Genomic DNA, 22923 nt, shown 5'->3' on the forward strand with positions numbered 1-22923 from the left:
GGCAAAAGGAGCGCACCATAGCCGAGCCGGGCGTCAGCGGGAAGCCCGGTTGGACAGTTTAGAACGCTCCTGCAGGCAGTCTGATGTGCCATCGGTCTTGTACCTATGCATATTTTTGAAACGTTTTGTTACTTCAAGCCTCTGCATGCAGAGGCGGCTCGTGACCCACACACCGCCGAATATTCATTTCGCGGAGATTTGCACTATGGGCACTGATGCAGTTGCACGCAGCCATCCCTTGCCACTGAAGATCGTTGGGTTGGTATTACTGCTGATGGGGCTGGTCCTGCTCGGCTACGGGATCAAACTCCTGCAACTGGGCGGTTCGCTTTATTACGTGCTGGCCGGCGTCGCGCTGACCCTGACCGCCATACTGCTGTTCAAAAGGCATCGCGCCGCCCTTAGCCTCTACGCACTGTTCCTGTTCGCCAGCACCGGCTGGTCGCTCTGGGAAGTCGGTCTGGACTGGTGGCAACTGGTTCCGCGCCTGGCGCTCTGGTTTGCCTTGGGCATTGTCCTGTTGTTGCCCTGGCTGCGCCGGCCGTTACAGGGCGCTGCACCCGCCCCCCTGGCTACCGGCAGTTTGAGCCTTGCGGTGCTGCTCGCAGGTCTGGTGGCACTGGCCAGCCAGTTCACCCACCCTGGCCGTATCGAAGGCCAGCTCGACCGCGAAACAGCCGGCACCACCAGCACCGCACCGGCAATGCCCGACGGCGACTGGCAGTCCTACGGGCGCACCGCCTTTGGTGACCGTTATTCTCCGCTCAAGCAGATCACGCCTGACAACGTTCACCAACTCGAAGCGGCCTGGACCTTCCGTACCGGTGATATCCCAGGCCCTGGCGACCCAGGCGAAACCACCGCCGAGAACACACCGCTGAAGGTCAACGGCATGCTCTATGTGTGCACGCCGCACAGCCAGGTGATTGCGCTGGACCCGGACAGTGGCAAGCAAATCTGGCGCTATGATCCGAAGATCAGCACCCAGAGCGCTGAAAATTTCAAGGGCTGGGCGCACATGACCTGCCGTGGCGTGGCTTATCACGACCAGGCCAGCTACGCCGACTCCGCTGAGCAAGCCAGCCCGGCGACCGCCAGCGCCTGCCCAAAACGCATTTTGCTGCCCACCGCCGACACCCGGTTGATCGCCTTGAACGCTGACACCGGCAAGGTCTGTGAAGACTTCGGCAACCAGGGCGCGATCGACCTGACCAGCAACATTGGCAGCTTCGCCCCCGGCGGCTATTACTCCACCTCGCCACCGGCAGTGACCCGCGACCTGGTCATCATCGGCGGGCATGTCACTGACAACGTCTCCACCGACGAGCCATCCGGAGTGATTCGGGCCTATGACATCCGCACCGGCCGTCTGGTCTGGAACTGGGACAGCGGCAACCCGGATCAGACCGCGCCTCTCGCGGCGGGCGAAACCTACACCCGCAACTCGCCCAACATGTGGTCAATGTTCAGCGTCGATGAAAAGCTGGGCCTGATCTACCTGCCGATGGGCAACCAGATGCCCGACCAGTGGGGCGGCAACCGTACCCCGGCGTCAGAGCGATTCAGTGCAGGCCTGGTGGCGCTGGAGATCGCCAGTGGCAAGGTACGCTGGAACTATCAATTCACTCATCATGATCTGTGGGACATGGACGTCGGCGGTCAGCCAACGTTGATGGACCTGAAAACCGCCGATGGCCTGAAGCCGGCGGTACTGGCCTCGACCAAGCAAGGCAGTATCTACGTGCTGGACCGCCGCAGCGGTGAGCCTATCGTGCCGATCCATGAAGTGCCGGTGCCGCAAGGCGCGGTCGAGGGCGATCGTACTTCGCCGACCCAGCCGAAATCGGAGCTGAACTTCATGCCGCCGGTGCTCACCGAGCGTGACATGTGGGGCGTGACCCCGTTCGATCAACTGCTGTGCCGCATCGACTTCAAGTCGCTGCGCTACGAAGGCCCGTTTACCCCGCCGTCACTGCAAGGCACGCTGGTCTACCCCGGTAACTTCGGGGTGTTCGACTGGGGCGGTATTTCGGTTGATCCGGTGCGTCAGATCGCCTTCGTCAACCCCAGCTACATGGCGTTCCGCTCGAAACTGGTGCCGGCCGCTGAAGTGGCGGCCGGGCCGGGCCGCAAGAGCGAGACCGAAGGCGTGCAACCCAACAAGGGCGCCCCGTACGGGGTGATTCTTGAAGCGCTGCTGTCGCCCATGGGCCTGCCTTGCCAGGCACCGGCCTGGGGCTATGTGGCTGCCGTTGACCTGACCACCCACAAGACCCTGTGGATGCACAAGAACGGCACCGTGCGTGACAGCTCGCCGGTTCCGATCCCGTTGACCATGGGCGTGCCCAGTCTCGGCGGCACCATCACCACCGCCAGCGGCCTGGGCTTTTTGAGCGGGACGCTGGACCAGTATCTGCGCGCTTATGACCTGCGTAACGGCAAGCAGTTATGGCAAGGCCGCCTGCCCGCCGGCGCGCAGACCACGCCGATGACCTACACCGGCAAGGATGGCCAACAATACGTGCTGGTGGTCGCTGGCGGCCATGGTTCGCTGGGCACCCGACAAGGCGACTACGTAGTAGCGTACCGCTTGCCGAGGTAAAGAGCGCTGCAGTTGCAGGAGCGACCAAGGTCGCGAAGAGGCCGGCACAGGCATAACAGCTGTATTGCCCGACCAGCCGCCTTCGCGACCAAGGTCGCTCCTACTGGTGAATCACCTGGTCACGCATGGCGGCCAGACGGGCGATCAGGCGGTTCTGTACGGGCACTGATATGTTCTGCTCGTCCATCGACTTGATCAGATTCTCGACCAGCGCATTGAAGTTGCCGCGGGTCAGGTCCTGGCCTTTGTGTGACTCGCGCAGGTTGTCGCCGGTATAGGTGCAGGGCCCGCCGGTTTCCATACAGAAGAACTCAACCAGCTTGTCACGCAGACGCTCGATATCGACCCGGCGAAAGCGTTCGACGATACGCTCGTCTTTAGCCACGTTGAGCAGCATTCCTTCGACGATACGCTGGATACCGGCACGCTGGCCCAGGTCCTGATACAGGCTGTCATCTTTGGCCGGTTGAGGCTGCTGGGCGCAGCCGACCAGCATTACCAGCAGCAATGCACTGAGCAGACGCTTCATCAGAAACTCCCCTGCAGGGACAGGTAGGCACCGTTCTGGTTTTCCAGAGTCGCAATCTCACCGAGCCGGGCGTAGGCCAACACTACGGAGAAATGTTTGTTGGGGAAGTAACCGACGAACACGTCGGCCCAATCGCTTTCCCCGGCGAACGACAAATTGTCGGGCTTCTCGCGATATTCCACACCCACCGCCCAGCGCGGGTTGAGCAGCACCGCCAGCGAGCCTTCCTTGAGCACGCTACGACTGTCACGCCGGTCACCACCAAAGCCCAACAGGCCGATTTCGTTGGCGCGGCTGTAGCGCACGCCGCCGTTGACCAGCAGGTTGTAGCCGAACGCCCCGCCGATGAACAGGCGGCTGGCGGTCAGGTAACCCTCAACGTCAGAGTTGCGCTTGGCGCCGACCAGGCTGGGAATCAGGAAGTCGTTCTGATGTTTGTATTGCACCCCCAGCGACACCTGCGGCAGGTTGTCGAAGATCAGGTCGCCGAACAGCCTGACCTTTACCCCGAAAATATCCTGGGTGAAGTTGTCATCGGGCAAGCTCAGTTTGTGCTGTAGCGTGCTGATGTCGAAGCGCTGGCGGGCGTAAGAGAACTCAACCCGGTTTCCATAGGCCACCGCCAGCCCCGCGACATCCAGGTTGTAGTCGGGCAGGTCGACACGGGTTGCAAAGGCGCTGGCGCCCCACTCGCCTTCTTCACCGTAACCGGTGAGTACCGCCCACGGCGTGATGCCTCCGCCGGCACTGCCTTCGATACTGCTGGCGCCGCCAGTGGCAAGCAGTTTGCTGTTCTCGGCTTGAACCAGAGGCGCAGTGGCCCCCAACAGGCAACTCAACAACAACGCATTTCTGTAGTGCATGTCAGTGAACCATCAGGTCAGTGGGAGCATGACTCTTGGCAATCCATGCCTCGAAGGCCGCCGCCGACAGCGGACGACTGATGAGATAGCCCTGGGCCGTATCGCAATGCCAGCGTTGCAGCAACTGCAGGCTGTGTTCGTACTCAACCCCTTCAGCGACCACCTTCAAGCCCAGGTTGTGGCTCATTTCGATGGTCGAACGAACAATCACCGCGTCCTCGCTGGTCTCATCCAGGTTGCGTACAAATGACTGGTCTATTTTCAGTTCCTGAACCGGCAAGCGCTTGAGGTGTGCCAATGAAGAATAGCCGGTGCCGAAATCGTCCACCGACAAACTGATGCCACACTCACGCAGGCGGTTGAGCACCACCAGTGCCTGCTCCGGCTCGCTCATCACCGCGCTTTCAGTGATCTCGAAAATCAGTTGCTCAGCCGGTACATGGTGCTTGGTCAGGGTCCGGGTCACGTGGCCCACCAGGTCACCACCGAGCAAATCGTCGGCCGACACGTTGACCGAAAGCTGCACCAATAACCCGCGGGTAGCCCATTCGGCGAGTTGGCGGATCGCTTCTTCGATCACCCAGTTGGTCAACAACTGGATGCTGCCGGTGCGCTCGGCAAGGATGATGAATTCCCCCGGCGACACGTTGCCAAACTGCGGATGCGCCCAACGCAACAAGGCTTCAGCCTGGCGCACATGGCCTTGGCGAATGTCCAGCTTGGGCTGGTAATGCAGATGCAATTCGCCATTCTGCGCGGCCTTGCGCAGGTCACGGATCAGGCTGATCTGGCGCTGGTGGGCCAGGTCACGACCGTCTTCATAGATATGCAGACGGCCGGGCATGTTGATCGCATCCTTGCGGGCGATCAGTGCCCGGTTGAGCAGCTCCTGGGCGGCATCACCATGTTCGGGGTAGACCGCAATGCCGATGCAGCACTCCAGCGCGATGTCGTACCCGTCAACGCGCTGGCTCTCGCTGAGCAGGCGCTGCAACTGATCGCCGCGCGCCACCGCCGCATCGACCGTGGCGTGATCGAGCAGGATGAGAAACTCGTTGGCCGTCAGCCGGGCGACAGTGTCACCTGCACTCAGGGCACCCTGCAGACGCTGTCCAAGCTCGTGGAGCAGGTGGTCGACCGTCTCGACCCCGACGCTCTCGTGAATGGCGCGGAAGTTGTCGATGCCCAGGTACATCAAGGCCATTTGACGCTCAACGGCAATCGAACTGCCCAGCCGTTCCATCACCAGCGCCCGGTTGGGCAAGCCGGTCACCGCATCGTGCAGGGCGTTGTGCGCCAGTTGATCCTCACGCACAGCAATGCCGTGCTGCATGCTGTTGATTGCACCGGCCAACATGCCCAGCTCGTCTTTGCGAGCCATGACCACTGGCGTGCGATAGTCGCCATCGCCAATGCGCTTGGCAGCCACTGCCAGGGCGCGGACCGGCAGCGAGACACTGCGGGCCAGCGCCAGGGTGCCGATCAACGAAGCCAACAGCGCTGCCAGAGAGATCCAGAAGATCTTTTCATCGAGTGGCACGAACGCCTGCAAGGCTTTGTCCAGCGGGCTTTGCAGTAACGCCAGAACCTGATTGTCGCCAGAGCCTGCGAGAGTCAGGGTCTGGCTGAGAAACTTCAGCTTGCCGCTTTCGGTCAGATGCATCTGACCGCCTGCAGAGGTGCGCATGAACTCGACCAACGCCGGATACATGGCGGCTGGCTGGGTGCTGATCAACTCGCCCGGCTTGCCGTTTTCGATCGTCAGGAATGACACCTCCAGACCACTGAGTGAACGCAGTTCCTGAGCGATATCGCTGTCGATGGTAAAGCCCATGACCACCCGGCCAAGCGGCAAGGGCGCCAGCACGGTACTTTCGACCAGCAAGTGCGGAGTACCGCCACCAGGCACGATCAGCATTGACTGATTATTGCGCTTGGCGCTGCGCAGCGCCTGGTCGTAGACGAATTTGGAGCCCTCCGCCACCTCGTCCTCGGTGCTGGCAACGACCGTGCCGTCCATGCCCAGCAAAAACATATCGCTGGCGTTGATCCGCCCGCCGTGGTTAAGCAGCACCGAGCGGATGGTCGAAGCATCGGAGCTGGCCACTGCATCGCGAAAGCCAAAGTCCGCCGAGAGCAACTGCACCGCATCGCGCAACCGCCGGCCGCGCAGGTCGATCAACCGCTCGAACACCCGGCTGCCAACCTCCAGTTGCGCCTGGGCCTGGCTGCGCACTGCATCGCCGGTGGCGAATTTGACCGAGACAAAAACCGCTCCGATCACAACCAGAACCAATGCAATCAACACCCCGGCGATGCGCGCCTGGAAGCTCAGACGAAGTTTCATCAGTGTGCAGCCTTGTGGAACGCATCACCGAAAGCGCCAGGGGCCGGGCGTGCAGGCTGATCTTCGGGTTTGACCTCGACGGCCAGGTCAAAACGCTTGCTCAGCCCGTCGGCTGGCACCTCAAGCACACCACCGGCGAGGGGCTGCATGTCTTCGGCCTGCGGGTGCCAGAGGGTCGCGGTATAACGGCCGGGCGGCAATTGATCGAGCTTGAGCGTACCTTGCGCATCACTGACCCCATACCAGGGGTCGTCAGTGACGTACACGTAACCCACCATCCAGTCATGGATGTTGCAGCCCAGCACAACCAGACCGGCCTTATCGAACTGCACAGGCTCTGACGGGGTCTTTTCGTAAAGGCGCAACTCGAAGCGCTTGGTGGGCGAGAATGAATACACCTGATGGCGAATGTCATCGCTGTTGGGGAAACTGACCTGGGTGCCGGTGTGGACCGCCAGCACCCGTGGCACGAACTCCTGGTTACGCTGGTCCATGCTGGCCTTGAGCGTCGGTACGACCGGGCCAGCAGCGCCCTTGAGGGTCAACACAGCATTGGCCAGTGGCTTGCCTTGGCGATCGAACATCTGTGCCGTCAGTGTCGCGGCCGAGACACTGGCCGCCGAAAACACGTAGAGGCCCGCGAGAACCATCGAATGCAGTAACTTGGTCATACGTGTGAACCCTTCCACAACGGCAATGCCGGAAAGTGATGCCGACCCTGGCAACGATGTGTCTGGCAAGCAGAGTAGCTGTCATGCCAGAGCAGGGATATGCCGCAGAGACATCATTTTGATATCAGCCATTCAAATTCGACGAAAGGCGCTCGCCTGCGGCCCTGCACGAGCTTTGCAACACTCAGCCATGCTATCGACCGCCGCCATTGAAACCTGAGACCACTCGCCCCATCTAAGAGGCATGTCCAATTTCGCAGGTGCCCCATGAGCGACCAGCAAAACGCCCCACTTGATTCGTCCGACGACGCCACCGAGCATGAAGTGACGCTCGGTTCAGGCGGCACCTCGCTCGCCCTGCCTGGCCAGAACCTGCCAGACAAGGTCTATATCATTCCGATCCACAACCGTCCGTTCTTCCCGGCGCAGGTTTTGCCGGTGATCGTCAACGAAGAGCCGTGGGCAGAAACCCTGGAACTGGTCAGCAAGTCGGAGCACCACTCGCTGGCGCTGTTTTTCATGGACACGCCGCAGGAAGACCCGCGCCACTTCAATACCAAGGCCCTGCCGGAGTATGGCACGCTGGTGAAAGTTCACCACGCCAGCCGCGAGAATGGTCGTTTGCAGTTCGTTGCCCAGGGTTTGTCGCGGGTGCGAATCAAGACCTGGCTCAAGCACCATCGCCCGCCGTATATGGTCGAGGTCGAGTACCCGCAAGTGCCCAACGAGCCCACCGATGAGGTCAAGGCCTACGGCATGGCGCTGATCAACGCCATTAAAGAGCTGCTGCCGCTCAACCCGCTGTACACCGAAGAGCTGAAAAACTACCTCAACCGCTTCAGTCCCAACGACCCGTCGCCGTTGACCGACTTCGCTGCCGCCCTGACCTCGGCCAGCGGCGTGGACCTGCAAGAGGTGCTCGATTGCGTACCGATGCTCAAGCGGATGGAAAAAGTCCTGCCGATGCTGCGCAAGGAAGTCGAAGTCGCGCGCCTGCAAAAAGAGATCTCGGCCGAGGTCAACCGCAAGATCGGTGAACATCAGCGTCAGTTCTTCCTCAAGGAACAGCTCAAGGTCATCCAGCAGGAACTGGGCCTGAGCAAAGACGACCGCAGCGCTGACATCGAACAGTTCGAACAGCGCCTGGAAGGCAAGGTTCTGCCGACTCAGGCGCGCAAAAAGATCGACGAAGAGCTCAACAAGCTCAAGGTGCTGGAAACCGGCTCGCCGGAATACGCCGTGACCCGCAATTACCTCGACTGGGCCAGTTCGATTCCCTGGGGCGTCACTGGCGTCGACAAACTTGATCTCAAGCATGCCCGCAAGGTTCTTGATCGGCATCACGCAGGCCTGGACGACATCAAGTCGCGGATTCTCGAATTCCTCGCCATCGGTGCCTATAAAGGCGAGATCAATGGCTCGATCGTATTGCTGGTGGGCCCGCCGGGCGTCGGCAAGACCAGCATCGGTCGCTCCATCGCCGAATCCCTGGGCCGACCGTTCTACCGGTTGAGCGTCGGCGGCATGCGCGACGAAGCCGAGATCAAGGGTCATCGCCGCACCTACATTGGCGCCCAGCCCGGCAAGCTGGTGCAGGCGCTGAAGGACGTCGAGGTGATGAACCCGGTCATCATGCTCGACGAGATCGATAAGATGGGTCAGAGCTTCCAGGGCGATCCGGCCTCGGCGCTGCTGGAAACCCTCGACCCGGAACAGAACGTCGAATTTCTCGACCACTATCTGGACTTGCGCCTGGACCTGTCGAAAGTCCTGTTCGTCTGCACCGCCAACACCCTGGATTCGATCCCCGGTCCATTGCTCGACCGGATGGAAGTGATTCGTCTGGCCGGCTATATCACCGAAGAAAAACTGGCCATCGCCAAACGGCACCTGTGGCCCAAGCAACTGGACAAGGCCGGCGTGGATAAAGCTAGGCTGTCGATCAGCGACGCCGCCCTGCGCGGTGTGATCGAAGGCTACGCCCGCGAGTCCGGGGTGCGCCAACTGGAGAAACTGCTGGGCAAGCTGGTGCGTAAATCGGTGGTCAGGCTGCTGGACGAGCCAGACGCCGTCATCAAGATCGGCCCCAAGGACCTGGAAGCCCTGCTCGGCATGCCGGTGTTTCGCAGTGAGCAAGTGCTGTCTGGCACCGGTGTGATTACCGGCCTTGCCTGGACCAGCATGGGCGGCGCGACCCTGCCGATCGAAGCGACGCGGATTCACACCCACAATCGCGGTTTCAAGCTCACCGGTCAGTTGGGCGAGGTCATGAAAGAGTCGGCGGAAATCGCCTACAGTTATGTCAGCTCGAATCTGGGCAAGTTTGGCGGCGATGCGAAGTTCTTCGATGAGGCCTTCGTCCATCTGCACGTGCCGGAAGGCGCGACCCCCAAGGACGGCCCGAGTGCGGGCATCACCATGGCCAGCGCGCTGCTGTCGCTGGCACGTAACCAGGCGCCAAAGAAAGGCGTGGCCATGACCGGCGAGTTGACCCTGACCGGCCATGTACTGCCGATTGGCGGTGTGCGCGAGAAGGTTATCGCGGCACGTCGGCAGAAGATCAACGAACTGATCCTGCCCGAGCCGAACCGCGGCAACTTCGAAGAGTTGCCGGCTTACCTCAAGGAAGGCCTGACCGTGCACTTCGCCAAACGCTTCAGTGATGTGGCCAAGGTGTTGTTCTAAACGGCTCGCTGCTCAAGCAGCTCCTACGGAGTGTGGCGACAACCTCATTCTGTAGGAGCGGATTTATCCGCGAAGGCTGCGCGGCTAAAGCGGATCGCGAAAGCGGTCTGGACACCTGCAACACATGTTGTGGTTTCATAGGCCCTTTCGCGACCAAGGTCGCGCCTACTGATCTGTCTTGCCGAAAGGATCTCTCCATGACCCCTGCCCGCCTGCTCGTGCCCCTGAGCCTTGCCCTGCTTGCGGCCTGTGCGCAAAAGCCTGCCAATGTCGTCTCGCTGGACGATGCCGATGACTGCCCGCTGACCCTCAGCACTGGCCAGACCCTGATACTGTCCCTGCCCAGCAACCCTACCACCGGCTACCGCTGGCAGGTCCGCGATGCTGCCCCCGGAGTGCTGCGCAGCCTGGGCCCGGAGGTTTACAACGCTGACCAGAGCAAAGAGCTGGTCGTTGGCAACGGCGGTCAATCGGTGTGGCGCTTCAAGGCCGACAGTGCCGGCACCGGCAACCTGTCACTGACCTACCAGCAAGCCTGGGATGCCGACAGCGCGCCGCAGGAACGCTTCGAGTGCGTAATCAGGGTTCATTGACCCGGCGTCCTGTCCGCTAACAGGTAGAGGGCCATGCATCGGCGCAACAAACTGGCTAAAATGCGCGCCCTTGCTTAGCTTGCGCCGGAACCGCCGTGACCCAGGAACCTGATCGCCTCTTCTCCCAGCCCCTGTCCCAGGTGCCTGACTTCGCCTTCAATGAAGACGTGGTGCGGGTGTTCCCGGACATGATCAAGCGCTCGGTGCCGGGTTACCCGGCCATTGTCGAGAATCTCGGGGTACTCGCTGCCCACTTCGCCAAAGCCGATACCGTGCTTTACGACCTCGGCTGCTCGCTGGGTGCAGTGACCCAGGCGCTGCGTCGCCATGTGCGTCTTGACGGCTGCCGGGTGATCGCCGTGGACAATTCCTCGGCCATGGTCGAGCGCTGCCGCGAATACCTTAAGGCGCAAGACTCGATGTTCCAGGAACTGCTGCCGGTGGAGGTTCGCGAGGCCGATATCCTCGAACTGCCCTGGCAGCCGGCCTCGGTGGTGGCGCTGAACTTCACCCTGCAGTTCATTGCCCCCGCGCAACGTCTGGAACTGCTCAGCCGTATCCGCCAGACCCTGGTGCCCGGCGGCGCGCTGATCCTCTCGGAAAAACTGCGCTTTGCCGATGCCGACGAGCACGCCCTGCTCACCGAACTGCACATCGACTTCAAACGCGCCAACGGCTACAGCGACCTGGAAATTGCCCAGAAGCGCAGCGCCATCGAACACGTGATGAAACCCGACAGCCTTGAAGAACACCGCCAGCGCCTGCGCGAAGCCGGGTTTTCCAAAGTCGTGCCGTGGTTTCAGTGCATTAACTTCGCCTCATTGATTGCCCTGCCATGATCGATCTCGCTCCACTGGTCCGCCGCTTGGCGGGCACGCCCTTGGCCAACTGGGCCAATGGCCTGCAAGCTCAACTTGATGCCAAACTGGAAAAAGGCCATGGCGACCTGGCGCGCTGGCGCAGTGCGCTGGATGCGTTGCCGCCCGTGCAGCCCGGCCGGGTTGAACTGCTCGATACGTTCAGCCTGCAGGCCGAACTCGACGAGGCCACACGCGCTCAGTTGCACGCCGCCCTGATGGGCCTGTCGCCATGGCGCAAAGGTCCGTTCGATGTGTTCGGTGTGCATGTCGACACCGAATGGCGCTCGGACTGGAAATGGACCCGCGTCGCGCCGCATCTGGACCTCAACGGCAAGCGTGTGCTGGATGTCGGTTGCGGCAACGGCTATTACCAGTGGCGCATGCTCGGCGCCGGTGCCGACAGCGTGATCGGTGTCGATCCGAACTGGCTGTTCTTCTGCCAGTTCCAGGCCATGCAACGCTACATGCCGCAGCTGCCGGCCTGGCACTTGCCGTTCGCGCTGGAAGACCTGCCAGAGAAGCTCGAAGGCTTCGACACGGTGTTTTCCATGGGCGTGCTGTATCACCGCAAATCGCCCATCGACCACCTGCTGGCGCTCAAAGACTGCCTGCTCAAAGGCGGTGAACTGGTGCTGGAAACCCTGGTAGTGCCTGGCGATGTACAGCAAGTGCTGGTGCCGGAAGACCGTTATGCGCAGATGCGCAACGTCTGGTTCCTGCCGTCGGTCCCGGCCCTTGCGCTGTGGATGCGCCGTGCCGGCTTCACCGAGGTGCGCTGTGTGGATGTGAGTACCACCAGTGTTCAGGAGCAGCGCAGCACCGACTGGATGCGCTACCAGTCACTGGAGCATTTCCTTGACCCCGACGATCACAGCCGCACCGTCGAGGGCCTGCCGGCACCGATGCGTGCAGTGATTATTGGCCGCAAGCCCTGAGCGCGACAAACACGGGGTCTTGTAGGAGCCGCTTTAGCGGCGAAGCTTTAGCGGCCGGCCGCTCTTACCCTTGCGCCTTGCTCGCTGCCCGGCGCATGCGGAAAAACTCGCTGAGCATCGTCCCGCATGCCTCGCCCAGCACGCCGCCTTCATACAGCACCCGGTGGTTGAGAAACCCTTGGGTAAAGAACTGCCCTTGGCTCTGCACCACCCCGGCCTTGGGCTCCAGCGCGCCATACACCACCCGGGCGATGCGCGAATGCACGATCAAGCCGGCGCACATGCTGCACGGTTCCAGGGTTACATACAGCGTGCTGCCCGGTAGCCGATAATTGCTGAGCGCCTGGGCTGCATCGCGGATGGCGACCATCTCGGCGTGGGCGCTGGGGTCATTGCCGCTGATCGGGCAATTGTAGCCACGGCCCACCACCTGACCATCGACCACCACCACCGCGCCCACCGGTACTTCTCCCAAGGCCGCGCCTTGGGCTGCCAGTTCAAGCGCCTCACGCATGAAATCCTGATCGCGGCTACGGTCGATGATCAGTGGCTGACGCATCACGACACCTCGATGGCGGCCATCAGGCCAGTTTCCATGTGATCGATCACATGGCAGTGGAACATCCACACCCCCGGATTATCCGCCACCAGCGCCACCCAGGCGCGCTCGTTGCGGCCCAGCAGAAAGGTGTCAGTGAAATACGGGATGATCTGGCGCCGGTCGGATTTGAGCACCTTGAAACTCATGCCGTGCAAGTGAATCGGGTGCTGATACTGGGCCATGTTCTTCAGCTCGAAGATATAGCTTTTGCCCAACTGCAATTTGGCAATCGGCCGGTCGGCGCAGGTCTTGTCGGTGATGTCCCAGGCCTGGCCGTTGATCTGCCACAGGCTCGGCGGCTTGCCATCATCGGTGCCAGTAGACACCGCTCCGGCCCACTCGAAGTTGAAATTGATGGTCTCGGCATTGTCCAGGTCTGGCTCCGGCAAAGGATTGGCCGGCAACGCTGGCGGCCAGTCCCCCGGCGCCCCTTCCGCCGCCACAGAACGCAGCGTACCCAGGCGCACCGGACCATTGCGCAACGACAGCGCCTCGCCAGCTGGCGGCGCCTTGATCGCCAGACACAGACGCATACCCGGCCCCAGCCAGTATTCCTTGCCCAACGGCCGTGGCGCTACCGGGTTGCCATCAATGGCGTAAATCCGCGCCTCGGCATCCGGCAGGTTGATGCGGTAAGTCACGGTGTTATCGAGGTTGAGCAACCGCACACGAGTGATCTGCCCGGCCGGCAGGTCAATCACCCCCAGATGAGTGCCATTGATGGTCGACAGCCGCCCGGCAGTGCCTTCGCGCGCAGCTTCACGCAGCACGCTGAACTCAGTAAATGCACCGGTCTCGTCCACATGCCAGTTCTTCAGGCTCAGCGTGCGCTCATGGGCAAACCCGGTCGGCTCACGCTCTTCGACGATCAATGGCCCGACCAGACCGCGGCCCAACTCTTCGCTGCTGCTGACATGCGGGTGATACCAGAAGCTGCCGGCATCCAGCACCCGGAACTTGTAGTCGAAGTATTCGCCCGGTTTGACCGGCAGTTGCGACACATAGGGCACCCCGTCCATCTCCAGCGGCACCCGGATGCCGTGCCAGTGAATGGTGGTTTCCACTGACAGCTGGTTGATGAAACGCAAACGCAGCCACTCGCCCTGGCGAACCCGCAACTCGGTGCCCGGCACCGAACCGCCAAACGCCCAGGCCGGGGTTTTGTGGCCCGGCACCAGCTCGACATCCAAGGGCGCCGCGATCAGCTCAAAGTCATGCCCTTCTCCCGGCCCACGCTGGGCCAGCCAGTAACGCGCAGCCCCGCCGGCGCCCATACCGACCACAGCAAGACCGGCGATACCTCCGAGAATTTGACGACGGGTAAAGGACATGACAACGGACACCTTGAAAACGACTGCGACAGGCATCTGCGGGCAGATGCGAAGGGGTCAATACGATACACGTGCGAATGGGAATGTGTAAGTTCGGACCTTGCACCGCCCCGGACAAACACAGCAAAGAATCTGTTTCGTGATGTGAGTCAGCACTCTTTTAGTAGCATCATCTGCGATCCTGCTCGCTTCTGGATCAGCAACCGGAGGGATACAGTTGATACCCCATGCACTGAACACCCTGATCGAAACCGAACGGCTCACGCTACAACCGCTCAAGCCGGGCGATGCCCACGCGCTGCTGGCGATCTTCTCCAACACGCAGGTGATGAAGTACTGGAACACCCCGCCCTGGACCTCTCTGAACGATGCCATCGACTTCATTAACCAGAGTGAAGCCGACATGCGTGACCAGCAATCTCTGACGCTGGGGATCTACCTCAAGGACACCGGCCAACTGCTGGGCAAATGCCTGCTGTTCAGTTACAGCCAGCAGTCCAGGCGTGCCGAGATCGGCTTTGGTCTGGGTCACGAGTATTGGGGCAAGGGTTACATTACCGAGGCCGGTCGCGCACTCATTGATTACAGCTTCACGACCTTGGGACTGCGCCGTATCGAAGCAGAGATCGACCCGGAAAATGCAGGTTCGGCCAAAGCGCTGGAGAAGCTGGGCTTTGTTCGTGAGGGACTGCTCCGCCAGCGCTGGGAAATCAACGGGGTGGTGTCCGACTCGGCGCTGTATGGGTTGCTCGCACAGGGCTGGTGCGAAGGAACAAGCGCCTGATCGTCAACCATCCAGTGGAACCGACTGAGTGTTGTGCTGGTCTTCACTGTGCTCCCAGGCACGGCCTTTTCTTACATGGGAGTAGCCCGCAACGTTGAGGTATTTTTTCCATAGGAGGTTTCGCGTGCTCAGGAAGTCAAGTCTTGTCGTACTCGCCCTGTCTGCCGTTGCCGTTTCGGCGCAGGCCCAGTCTGATCGTCAAGTGGTCGAGGATATGGTCACTCGCTCGGCCAATATCTGCCCAGGCCACAGCAGCGAGCGCACCACGCCTACGGTGAAAGCGGTGCCCGTCGGTGCGTTGCGGGTCATGCTTGACCGTGGTTTGGTCATGTGTCCCGACCGACGCCTGGATACCGACGCACCGGCGGTGTTCTACGGCAGAGTTGGGGTCTTCGGCTGGAACCCGGAAGTACCTGCCAGTTCGGAGGTGATCGTCAAGCAGATCGACGGCATGACCCGCAAGGACGAGTACCCATCAGACACTCTGGTTTGGGATGCCAAGGGTACGCCACTTGAGCAACGCACTGTGCCCGCCTTCGAAGCCAAGCCAGGGGCTGCTGTGCTGTACAAGATACGCTAGGCTCCGTGTTCAGGGATCATTTCGGCCATTAATATCGGGCCGGGCTTTGCCTTGAATACCCTACCAAGCACGCCCGGGGCTTTTGCCAGAATCCATAGTCCGAGGCCTAAAGATCGTCCTTTGAAAACGGATAGATTTATTGGGATCACTGTTCGCGGTTGGCCAATGCCTGTCGGAAGGCCCCGCACCCTGCCATTTAGCTACGGTGCCTGTTGATGCAGAACGGTGCCTAAACCTGCCAAACCCAGAACGCCAAAAGCCCGCAATTACGCGGGCTTCAGGGCATTTTTTGCTAGATCGTGCCGGGCAGTGCCGGACGCGGGATCATTCCCACTCAATCGTTGCCGGCGGCTTGCTCGACACGTCGTAGGTCACGCGGGAGATACCGTCGATCTCGTTGATGATTCGCCCGCTGACGGTTTCCAGCAGTTCGTAAGGCAGGTGTGCCCAACGTGCAGTCATGAAGTCGATGGTTTCTACTGCGCGCAGGGCCACGACCCAGGCGTAACGGCGGCCGTCGCCGACCACGCCAACCGATTTGACCGGCTGGAACACGACGAAGGCCTGGCTGACTTTGTGGTACCAGTCGGCCTTGCGCAGTTCTTCAATGAAGATGTGGTCAGCGCGACGCAGCAGGTCGGCGTATTCCTTCTTCACTTCACCGAGGATACGTACGCCCAGGCCCGGACCCGGGAACGGGTGACGGTAGACCATGTCGTACGGCAGGCCCAGTTCCAGACCCAGACGGCGGACTTCGTCCTTGAACAGCTCGCGCAGCGGCTCGACCAGTTTGAGGTTCATTTCCTCAGGCAGGCCACCGACGTTGTGGTGCGACTTGATCACGTGAGCCTTGCCGCTCTTGGCGCCAGCCGACTCGATGACGTCGGGGTAGATGGTGCCCTGGGCCAGGAACTTGATGTTGTGCAGTTTGGCAGACTCGGCATCGAACACGTCGATGAAGGTGCGGCCGATGATCTTGCGCTTTTTCTCCGGGTCGGCTTCGCCGGCCAGGTTGTTCAGGAACTGCTCTTCGGCGTTGGCGCGGATCACTTTGACGCCCATGTTTTCGGCAAACATGGCCATCACTTGCTCGCCTTCGTGCAAGCGCAGCAGGCCGTTGTCGACGAATACGCAGGTCAACTGATCGCCGATGGCCTTGTGCAGCAGGGCCGCGACCACGGAGGAGTCAACACCGCCAGACAGGCCCAGCAGGACGTTGTCGGTGCCAACCTGGGCGCGAATGGTGGCGATGGCGTCTTCAACGATGTTCGATGCCGTCCACAGCGCTTCACAGCCGCAAATGTCGAGGATGAAGCGCGACAGGATGCGACCGCCCTGCTTGGTGTGGGTCACTTCCGGGTGGAACTGCACGCCGTAGTAGCCACGGGTGTCGTCGGCCATGCCGGCGATCGGGCAGCTCGGGGTGCTGGCCAGCACGTGGAAGCCGGCCGGGATTTCGGTGACCTTGTCGCCGTGGCTCATCCACACGTCCAGACCCAGCACGCCGTCGGCGTCTACGTGGTCTTCGATGCCGTCGAGCAGGCGCGCCTTGCCGACCACGTCGACACGGGCGTAACCGAATTCACGCAGGTCGGAACCTTCGACACGACCGCCCAGTTGCTCGGCCATGGTCTGCATGCCGTAGCAGATGCCCAGCAGCGGCACGTTGAGGTCGAACACCGCTTGCGGGGCACGCGGGCTGTTGGCCTCGTGGACCGACTCCGGGCCGCCGGCCAGGATGATGCCGTTCGGTGCGAATTCGCGAATCGCCGCGTCGTCCATGTCGAACGGATGCAGTTCGCAGTACACGCCGATTTCACGCACGCGGCGGGCAATCAGTTGGGTGTACTGGGAACCGAAGTCGAGGATCAGGATACGGTGGGCGTGAATGTCGAGGGCCATGGCTCATTCTCGTCAAAAAACAGAAACGACACGGGGCTGCGAAAACAGCCCCGGCTACAAAATTCGCTAGGCGGCAACGCAGCACTGGCCACGTTGCCTGCCCGATCAACCAACGCGGTAGTTAGGCGCTTCTTTGGTGATCTGTACGTCATGCACGTGGGACTCGGCCATGCCGGCACCGGTGATGCGGACGAACTCAGGCTTGGTGCGCATTTCTTCGATGTTGGCGCTGCCGGTGTAGCCCATCGAGGAGCGCAGGCCGCCCATCAGTTGATGGATGATGGCTGCCAGCGAACCTTTGTAGGCCACACGGCCTTCGATGCCTTCCGGAACCAGCTTCTCGGCACCGGCCGAGGAATCCTGGAAGTAACGGTCCGAAGACCCCTGGGCCTGGGACATGGCGCCCAGCGAGCCCATGCCACGGTAGGCCTTGTAGGAGCGGCCCTGGAACAGCTCGATCTCGCCTGGTGCTTCTTCAGTACCTGCGAACATCGAACCCATCATCACGGCAGAGGCGCCGGCCACGATGGCCTTGGACAGGTCACCGGAGAAACGGATGCCGCCGTCGGCGATCAGTGGCACGCCAGTGCCTTCCAGCGCTTCGGCAACGTTGGCAATGGCGCTGATTTGCGGCACGCCGACACCAGCCACGATACGGGTGGTGCAGATCGAGCCCGGGCCGATGCCGACCTTAACCGCGTCAGCGCCGGCGGCGACCAGCGCCTTGGCGGCAGCGCCAGTGGCGATGTTGCCACCGATGACCTGCACCTGCGGGTAGTTTTCCTTGACCCAGCGTACGCGGTCGATCACGCCTTTGGAGTGACCATGGGCGGTGTCGACGACAACCACGTCAACGCCTGCCGCCACCAGCGCGGCTACGCGCTCGCCGGTGTCTTTGCCGGTGCCGACTGCCGCGCCAACGCGCAGACGACCCTGGTCGTCCTTGCTGGCCAGCGGGTAGGCTTTGGCTTTTTCGATGTCCTTGACGGTCATCATGCCCTTGAGGGCGAACTTGCCGTCGACGATCAGGACTTTTTCAAGACGGTGCTTGTGCAGCAGCTCACGCACTTCGTTCTTGTCAGCGCCTTCACGCACGGTGACCAGACGCTCTTTGGGCGTCATGACTTCACGCACCGGGATGTCCAGACGGGTTTCGAAACGCACGTCGCGGGAGGTGACGATACCGACCAGGTCGCCGTTGTGCAGTACCGGCACACCGGAGATGTTGTGCTGGCGGGTCAGGTCGAACAGATCGCGCACAGTGGCGTCGGCCTCGATGGTGATCGGGTCCTTGACTACACCGGCTTCGAATTTCTTGACCTTGCGCACTTCAGCAGCCTGCTGGTCAATGGTCATGTTCTTGTGGATGATGCCGATACCGCCTTCCTGAGCCATGGCGATGGCCAGACGGGCTTCAGTGACGGTGTCCATGGCTGCGGAGACCAACGGAATATTCAGCTCGATGCCACGGGTCAAACGGGTCTTGAGACTGACTTCGTTGGGCAGTACCTCGGAATAACCGGGTACAAGGAGAATGTCGTCAAAGGTTAGGGCTTCTTGACTGATACGCAGCATCGCGGGGGCTCCCGAGCGGGAAAATTGGAAGCGCGCCATTATACCTGTACACACAAGCAGGCTCAATGCAAAAACTTGGCCTGTTTTACGATCGGTATTACAAACGCACTTTCACCCAGGCCACCTTGCGGTCCAGCCGTGCAGCAAAGTCATCGAGAAAGCTTTGCTTGAAGCCGGCGGCCAGCCAGTTGTTGAAGATAAAGCCCAGATTGGAAAAGCCGCAGGGGTCAAGAAACAGAAAGCCATTGATGTCGTCTTCATGACCACACAGCGGGCAGGTGAAGTTGTCGGTATGCCCCGGCATCCAGTCTTCCAGGCTTTCGAACAGCGCTTCGCCGACCTCCTGGCGGCACTCGGCGCAGCCGGCTTCTTCGGCAAACCCGTCCAGCGGTGTATAGATGCAGCGCTTGGTAACGATCTCCAGACCGTTGACCGGCTCGCCGAACGGCAATGCATCGGGATTGTCCACCACGTTGCGCGCCCCGGCGGCAATGGCATAGGCCATGCGGTTACCGGTGCGCCCACAGGTGCTCAGTTCAGGCTCGACCACGTTCAGCTTGACCAGCCAGCGCAGTGCCTGGCGGGCCTTGAGCTCGTGCAGCGGAAAGCTGGAGATTTGCGGGACGATGATGCTCTGGCTGTTCATGGCACGCGGTCACTCAAGATCAATCGGGGGCGGCAGCTTAATCGCCCGTCGCAGCAGGTCAAGCATCAGCCGCTGAAGTAACGCACCAGCAAGGCAATGCCACTGATCAACACCAGCCAGGTAATCAGCCTGACAAATGCCTCACGCGACAGTTTCATGGTAATCCCGCGCCCTATCCACGAGCCGATCAACATGGCCGGCAGCAGACAAACGGCCAGCACCAGCAGCGATAGTTCGGCATAGACCCCGGCGATCACGAATAAGCCCAGGCGCACCACGGTACTGCAACTGATCAAGGCCCCCTGAGTCGCACGAGCCTGCTCCTTGGAGGTCAGCCGAGCATTGAGGTAGATGGCATAAAGAAAACCGCCACTACCGAACAACGCCCCGAACAACCCGCCCACCGTGCCCATCGGCACCGCCCAGCCAGCCGCCAATTGCGTGGGCCGCACCTTGACCATCAGGCTGTACAGCGCATAAGCGGTCACAAACAGGCCCATCAACAAGAGCAGCACGTCGGATTTGAGGTTGAGCAGAAACAGCACGCCCAGCGTGCAGCCCACCGCCATGCATGGCAGCAAGCGCAGCAGTTCACCCTTGACCACTGACCGTCGGGCTGGCAGCAGGTTGCCCAAGGCAGCGATGAAATCCAGCACGACCAATAGCGGAATGATCCGCGACAGCGGCATGAAGTGAATCAGCACCGGACCTGCCACCAGCGCCGTGCCAAACCCGGCGATACCGAACACGACGTAGGCCCCCACCACCGTCAGTTCGATGCACAGCCAGCCCAGCGGCGTCAGGCCCAAGACAGAGAACCACTCGATTACCTGCTCCATCACCGCATGACACTCCCTGTTACGTCTTATTCTTTTCTATATAACGTCACCCGCCCGGAAACCGCCAGTGGTGGTTAGCAGACAAATCGCTTTATGATGCCAACCATGATCAAAGACCCTTTTGCAAGACTCGGCCTGGACCGGGAAGTCCTTACTGTCAGCCAGCTCAACGGCCGCGCCCGGGTATTGCTCGAAGACGTGTTCACTGGCATCTGGGTCGAAGGCGAGATTTCCAACCTCTCGCGCCCGGCCTCGGGCCATGTGTACTTCACCCTCAAGGATTCCAGCGCTCAAGTCCGTTGCGCGCTGTTTCGCCAGAATGCCGCACGGGTCCGCCAGGCGCTGAAAGACGGCCTGCAGGTCAAAGTGCGCGGCAAGGTCTCCTTATATGAAGGCCGCGGCGACTATCAGCTGATTCTCGACACCGTAGAGCCAGCCGGGGACGGAGCATTGCGCCTGGCGTTCGAAGCGCTGAAAAACAAGCTGGACGAAGAAGGCTTGTTCAGCACCGACCGCAAGCGCGCCCTGCCCCAGCATCCCCAGCGCATTGGCATCATCACCTCGCCCACCGGCGCGGTGATCCGCGACATTATCAGTGTGTTCCGCCGCCGGGCGCCGCAGGTCGAACTGATCCTGGTCCCGACTGCCGTGCAAGGTCGCGAGGCCATCGGGCAAATTGTCCGCGCTTTGCAACTGGCCGACCGGGGCGGCTTCGACGCTTTGATCCTGGCCCGTGGCGGCGGCTCGCTGGAAGACCTCTGGTGCTTCAACGAAGAACCGGTGGCGCGAGCGATTGATGCCTGCGTCACGCCGATTGTCAGCGCCGTGGGTCACGAGACCGATGTGTCGATCAGCGACTTTGTCGCAGATGTGCGCGCACCGACGCCATCGGCTGCCGCCGAACTGCTGGCCCCGGACTCCAGCGACTTGCTGCGCCGGGTCGAAAACCTGCAACGCCGCCTGCTCAGCCGCATGCGGGAAAAACTGATGCGTGAGCAACTCAAACTTGATGGGCTATCACGCCGCCTGCGCCACCCCGGCGAGCGCCTGCGCCAACAGGCGCAACGCCTCGACGAGCTGGACATGCGCATGCGCCGCGCCTTCGAGCAGCACATGCACAAGCAGCAATTGCAGGTCGCGCACCTGCAAAGCCGGCTGGCCGCGCAGCACCCCGGACGCACGCTGGGCTTTCTGCGCCAGCGCCTCGACAGCCTGGCCGAGCGCCTGCCACGGGCGATACGTGAACAGATCAAAACCCGTCGACTGCAGTTGCAGAGCCAGGTGCAGACCCTGCAAGTGGTCAGCCCGCTGGCAACCCTGGGGCGCGGCTACAGCATCCTGCTCGACGAGCGCGGCCAGGCGATTCGCAAAGCCGACCAGACCCACACCGGCCAGCGCCTCACCGCGCGACTGAGCGAGGGCGAACTGCAAGTGCGTGTCGAAGACAACCACCTCACGCCCGTGACCCTTTCCCTTCTGGACTGACCTGCCGATGCTACGTTTTATCGCACCGCTGCTTGCCCTGCTGATCTGCCTGCCCGCCCAGGCCGACAGTTACATCGCCCGCATGCTCAACAAACCCGTGCCCGGTGGCGTGGCAGTGATCGATCTGGGCAACGCCGCCCAGGCACCCAAAGCCACTTATCAGGGTAAACCGGTGCTGGTGGTCCGCGAGCAGGACGCTCGCTGGCTGGCCATCGTCGGCATCCCATTGACGGTCAAGCCCGGTAGCCAGCAAATACTCAGCGGCGGTCGCACCCTGCCCTTCACCGTGGGCAGCAAGAAATACAAGGAACAGCGCATTACCCTGAAAGATCAGAGCAAGGTCACCCCGGACCCCGAGCAGACCAAACGCTATGAGCGCGAACTGGCCGAACAACTGCGTGCCTACCGCAGCTTCAGCCCAGGCACGCCGAGCAACCTGATGCTCGACAAGCCGGTCAACGGCCCGTTGTCGAGCCGCTTTGGGGTACGCCGCTTCTTCAACGGTGAAGAACGCAACCCGCACTCGGGCCTGGACTTCGCCGTGCCGGCCGGCACACCGATCAAGTCCCCGGCGGCAGGCAAAGTGATTCTGACCGGTGATTACTTCTTCAATGGCCAGACGGTATTCGTCGACCATGGCCAAGGCTTCATCAGCATGTTCTGCCACCTGTCGAAGATCGATGTAAAGGTCGGCGACGCGGTTGCACGGGGTGGCGTGGTCGGCAAGGTCGGCGCCACAGGCCGCGCGACAGGCCCGCACATGCACTGGAACGTCAGCCTCAATGATGCGCGGGTGGATCCGGCGATCTTCATCGGTGCGTTCGAGCCCTGAGCCTGACTGAGTTGCGCGACCAGAACGGACGCAACAATTAAAATTCAAAAAACCCGGAATTCTCGCCATGAAAACTCGTACAACGAGAGCATGCGAGGATTCCTATCAATTTTTTTCAAGTGCTTGCCAAGTTTTACCCCAATGGGTACGTTTGACCGCATGAAAATCTCTCACACCCTCATCCTGCTGCGCCAGCACGCCTGCCTGGACCTGGTCAGCGCACGACTGCCAGGCCTGACTGCCTGACCTCGCCCCTGCCTGCA

Annotated in this window: 19 protein-coding genes; 9 read left to right on the top strand and 10 right to left on the bottom strand. The window is 61.3% G+C overall.

Translation table 11 applies throughout. The features are described 5' to 3' along the window. Positions 1–205: 205 nt before the first annotated feature. Positions 206–2602: a glucose/quinate/shikimate family membrane-bound PQQ-dependent dehydrogenase gene (locus PSCI_RS02680; RefSeq protein WP_045482486.1), complete on the top strand. Its 2397-nt coding sequence runs from the start codon at positions 206–208 to the stop codon at positions 2600–2602. 100 nt (positions 2603–2702) lie between these two features. On the opposite strand, the gene PSCI_RS02685 is transcribed toward PSCI_RS02680, so the two are convergent. Genes PSCI_RS02685 through PSCI_RS02700 form a run of 4 tightly spaced genes read right to left on the bottom strand, consistent with a single transcriptional unit; the run spans position 2703 to position 7012 of the window. Then, positions 2703–3131, bottom strand: a complete 429-nt coding sequence (locus PSCI_RS02685) for a group I truncated hemoglobin (RefSeq protein WP_045482489.1) — start codon at positions 3129–3131, stop codon at positions 2703–2705. Next, positions 3131–3994: a DUF3034 family protein gene (locus tag PSCI_RS02690; RefSeq protein WP_045482491.1), complete on the bottom strand. Its 864-nt coding sequence runs from the start codon at positions 3992–3994 to the stop codon at positions 3131–3133. Before PSCI_RS02690 ends, PSCI_RS02685 begins: the two co-directional genes overlap by 1 nt. 1 nt (position 3995) lies before the next feature. Further along, the gene (locus PSCI_RS02695) at positions 3996–6341 is read right to left on the bottom strand and encodes an EAL domain-containing protein (protein WP_045482503.1); all 2346 of its coding nucleotides are present in this window, start codon (positions 6339–6341) and stop codon (positions 3996–3998) included. Next, on the bottom strand, positions 6341–7012 hold the full coding sequence (locus tag PSCI_RS02700) for a methylamine utilization protein (protein ID WP_045482506.1): 672 nt from the start codon (positions 7010–7012) through the stop codon (positions 6341–6343). The genes PSCI_RS02695 and PSCI_RS02700 overlap by 1 nt, the downstream gene beginning before the upstream one ends. A 267-nt stretch (positions 7013–7279) precedes the next feature. Between PSCI_RS02700 and lon the strand changes: the two genes are divergently transcribed. The 4 genes from lon to cmoB all read left to right on the top strand — a co-directional run bounded on the left by lon (position 7280) and on the right by cmoB (position 12085). Further along, on the top strand, positions 7280–9697 hold the full coding sequence (lon, locus tag PSCI_RS02705) for an endopeptidase La (RefSeq protein WP_045482509.1): 2418 nt from the start codon (positions 7280–7282) through the stop codon (positions 9695–9697). A 197-nt stretch (positions 9698–9894) separates the two neighbouring features. Continuing rightward, positions 9895–10290, top strand: coding sequence for a protease inhibitor I42 family protein (locus PSCI_RS02710; RefSeq protein WP_045482512.1), 396 nt, complete (start codon positions 9895–9897; stop codon positions 10288–10290). Positions 10291–10385: 95 nt separating this feature from the next. After that, on the top strand, positions 10386–11129 hold the full coding sequence (gene cmoA, locus PSCI_RS02715; protein ID WP_045482514.1) for a carboxy-S-adenosyl-L-methionine synthase CmoA: 744 nt from the start codon (positions 10386–10388) through the stop codon (positions 11127–11129). After that, complete coding sequence (gene cmoB, locus PSCI_RS02720) at positions 11126–12085, top strand: tRNA 5-methoxyuridine(34)/uridine 5-oxyacetic acid(34) synthase CmoB (RefSeq protein WP_045482517.1); 960 nt, start codon at positions 11126–11128, stop codon at positions 12083–12085. Before cmoA ends, cmoB begins: the two co-directional genes overlap by 4 nt. A gap of 64 nt (positions 12086–12149) precedes the next feature. Here the strand turns inward: cmoB and tadA are convergent, their stop codons facing one another. Together tadA and PSCI_RS02730 are read right to left on the bottom strand one after the other, a co-directional pair. Then, positions 12150–12644: a tRNA adenosine(34) deaminase TadA gene (gene tadA / locus PSCI_RS02725; RefSeq protein ID WP_045482518.1), complete on the bottom strand. Its 495-nt coding sequence runs from the start codon at positions 12642–12644 to the stop codon at positions 12150–12152. After that, positions 12644–14017 (bottom strand): multicopper oxidase family protein, encoded by a 1374-nt coding sequence (locus PSCI_RS02730; protein WP_045482520.1) that lies wholly within the window; start codon positions 14015–14017, stop codon positions 12644–12646. The genes tadA and PSCI_RS02730 overlap by 1 nt, the downstream gene beginning before the upstream one ends. A 217-nt stretch (positions 14018–14234) precedes the next feature. Between PSCI_RS02730 and PSCI_RS02735 the strand changes: the two genes are divergently transcribed. Both PSCI_RS02735 and PSCI_RS02740 read left to right on the top strand, forming a co-directional pair. Further along, positions 14235–14801, top strand: coding sequence for a GNAT family N-acetyltransferase (locus PSCI_RS02735; RefSeq protein WP_231906349.1), 567 nt, complete (start codon positions 14235–14237; stop codon positions 14799–14801). 124 nt (positions 14802–14925) lie between these two features. After that, positions 14926–15381, top strand: coding sequence for a hypothetical protein (locus PSCI_RS02740; protein ID WP_045482523.1), 456 nt, complete (start codon positions 14926–14928; stop codon positions 15379–15381). 324 nt (positions 15382–15705) lie between these two features. Here PSCI_RS02740 and guaA read toward each other — a convergent pair whose 3' ends face one another. The 4 genes from guaA to PSCI_RS02760 form a co-directional block, all read right to left on the bottom strand. After that, the gene (guaA, locus tag PSCI_RS02745; protein ID WP_045482526.1) at positions 15706–17283 is read right to left on the bottom strand and encodes a glutamine-hydrolyzing GMP synthase; all 1578 of its coding nucleotides are present in this window, start codon (positions 17281–17283) and stop codon (positions 15706–15708) included. 105 nt (positions 17284–17388) lie between these two features. Further along, entirely contained in the window at positions 17389–18858 is a 1470-nt protein-coding gene (gene guaB / locus PSCI_RS02750) for an IMP dehydrogenase (protein WP_045482529.1), read from the bottom strand. A gap of 97 nt (positions 18859–18955) precedes the next feature. Next, a complete protein-coding gene (locus tag PSCI_RS02755; protein ID WP_045482532.1) occupies positions 18956–19504 on the bottom strand; it encodes a sugar ABC transporter ATPase in 549 nt (182 codons plus the stop codon). Between the two features lie 65 nt (positions 19505–19569). Further along, complete coding sequence (locus PSCI_RS02760; RefSeq protein ID WP_045482534.1) at positions 19570–20343, bottom strand: sulfite exporter TauE/SafE family protein; 774 nt, start codon at positions 20341–20343, stop codon at positions 19570–19572. A 105-nt stretch (positions 20344–20448) separates the two neighbouring features. Between PSCI_RS02760 and xseA the strand changes: the two genes are divergently transcribed. Together xseA and PSCI_RS02770 are read left to right on the top strand one after the other, a co-directional pair. Beyond that, entirely contained in the window at positions 20449–21828 is a 1380-nt protein-coding gene (gene xseA, locus PSCI_RS02765; RefSeq protein ID WP_162484331.1) for an exodeoxyribonuclease VII large subunit, read from the top strand. 7 nt (positions 21829–21835) lie between these two features. After that, positions 21836–22660: a peptidoglycan DD-metalloendopeptidase family protein gene (locus tag PSCI_RS02770; RefSeq protein WP_045482538.1), complete on the top strand. Its 825-nt coding sequence runs from the start codon at positions 21836–21838 to the stop codon at positions 22658–22660. Positions 22661–22923 lie beyond the last annotated feature (263 nt).

Origin of the sequence: Pseudomonas sp. StFLB209 (assembly GCF_000829415.1) — a bacterium.
GTDB lineage: Bacteria > Pseudomonadota > Gammaproteobacteria > Pseudomonadales > Pseudomonadaceae > Aquipseudomonas.

Bases quoted from the DNA above. Each gene is read 5' to 3' on its own strand.
- PSCI_RS02680 (WP_045482486.1), top strand. From the start codon at position 206: ATGGGCACTGATGCAGTTGCACGCAGCCATCCCTTGCCACTGAAGATC.
- PSCI_RS02685 (WP_045482489.1), bottom strand. From the start codon at position 3,131: ATGAAGCGTCTGCTCAGTGCATTGCTGCTGGTAATGCTGGTCGGCTGC.
- PSCI_RS02690 (WP_045482491.1), bottom strand. From the start codon at position 3,994: ATGCACTACAGAAATGCGTTGTTGTTGAGTTGCCTGTTGGGGGCCACT.
- PSCI_RS02695 (WP_045482503.1), bottom strand. From the start codon at position 6,341: ATGAAACTTCGTCTGAGCTTCCAGGCGCGCATCGCCGGGGTGTTGATT.
- PSCI_RS02700 (WP_045482506.1), bottom strand. From the start codon at position 7,012: ATGACCAAGTTACTGCATTCGATGGTTCTCGCGGGCCTCTACGTGTTT.
- lon (WP_045482509.1), top strand. From the start codon at position 7,280: ATGAGCGACCAGCAAAACGCCCCACTTGATTCGTCCGACGACGCCACC.
- PSCI_RS02710 (WP_045482512.1), top strand. From the start codon at position 9,895: ATGACCCCTGCCCGCCTGCTCGTGCCCCTGAGCCTTGCCCTGCTTGCG.
- cmoB (WP_045482517.1), top strand. From the start codon at position 11,126: ATGATCGATCTCGCTCCACTGGTCCGCCGCTTGGCGGGCACGCCCTTG.
- tadA (WP_045482518.1), bottom strand. From the start codon at position 12,644: ATGCGTCAGCCACTGATCATCGACCGTAGCCGCGATCAGGATTTCATG.
- PSCI_RS02730 (WP_045482520.1), bottom strand. From the start codon at position 14,017: ATGTCCTTTACCCGTCGTCAAATTCTCGGAGGTATCGCCGGTCTTGCT.
- guaA (WP_045482526.1), bottom strand. From the start codon at position 17,283: ATGGCCCTCGACATTCACGCCCACCGTATCCTGATCCTCGACTTCGGT.
- guaB (WP_045482529.1), bottom strand. From the start codon at position 18,858: ATGCTGCGTATCAGTCAAGAAGCCCTAACCTTTGACGACATTCTCCTT.
- PSCI_RS02755 (WP_045482532.1), bottom strand. From the start codon at position 19,504: ATGAACAGCCAGAGCATCATCGTCCCGCAAATCTCCAGCTTTCCGCTG.
- PSCI_RS02760 (WP_045482534.1), bottom strand. From the start codon at position 20,343: ATGGAGCAGGTAATCGAGTGGTTCTCTGTCTTGGGCCTGACGCCGCTG.
- xseA (WP_162484331.1), top strand. From the start codon at position 20,449: ATGATCAAAGACCCTTTTGCAAGACTCGGCCTGGACCGGGAAGTCCTT.
- PSCI_RS02770 (WP_045482538.1), top strand. From the start codon at position 21,836: ATGCTACGTTTTATCGCACCGCTGCTTGCCCTGCTGATCTGCCTGCCC.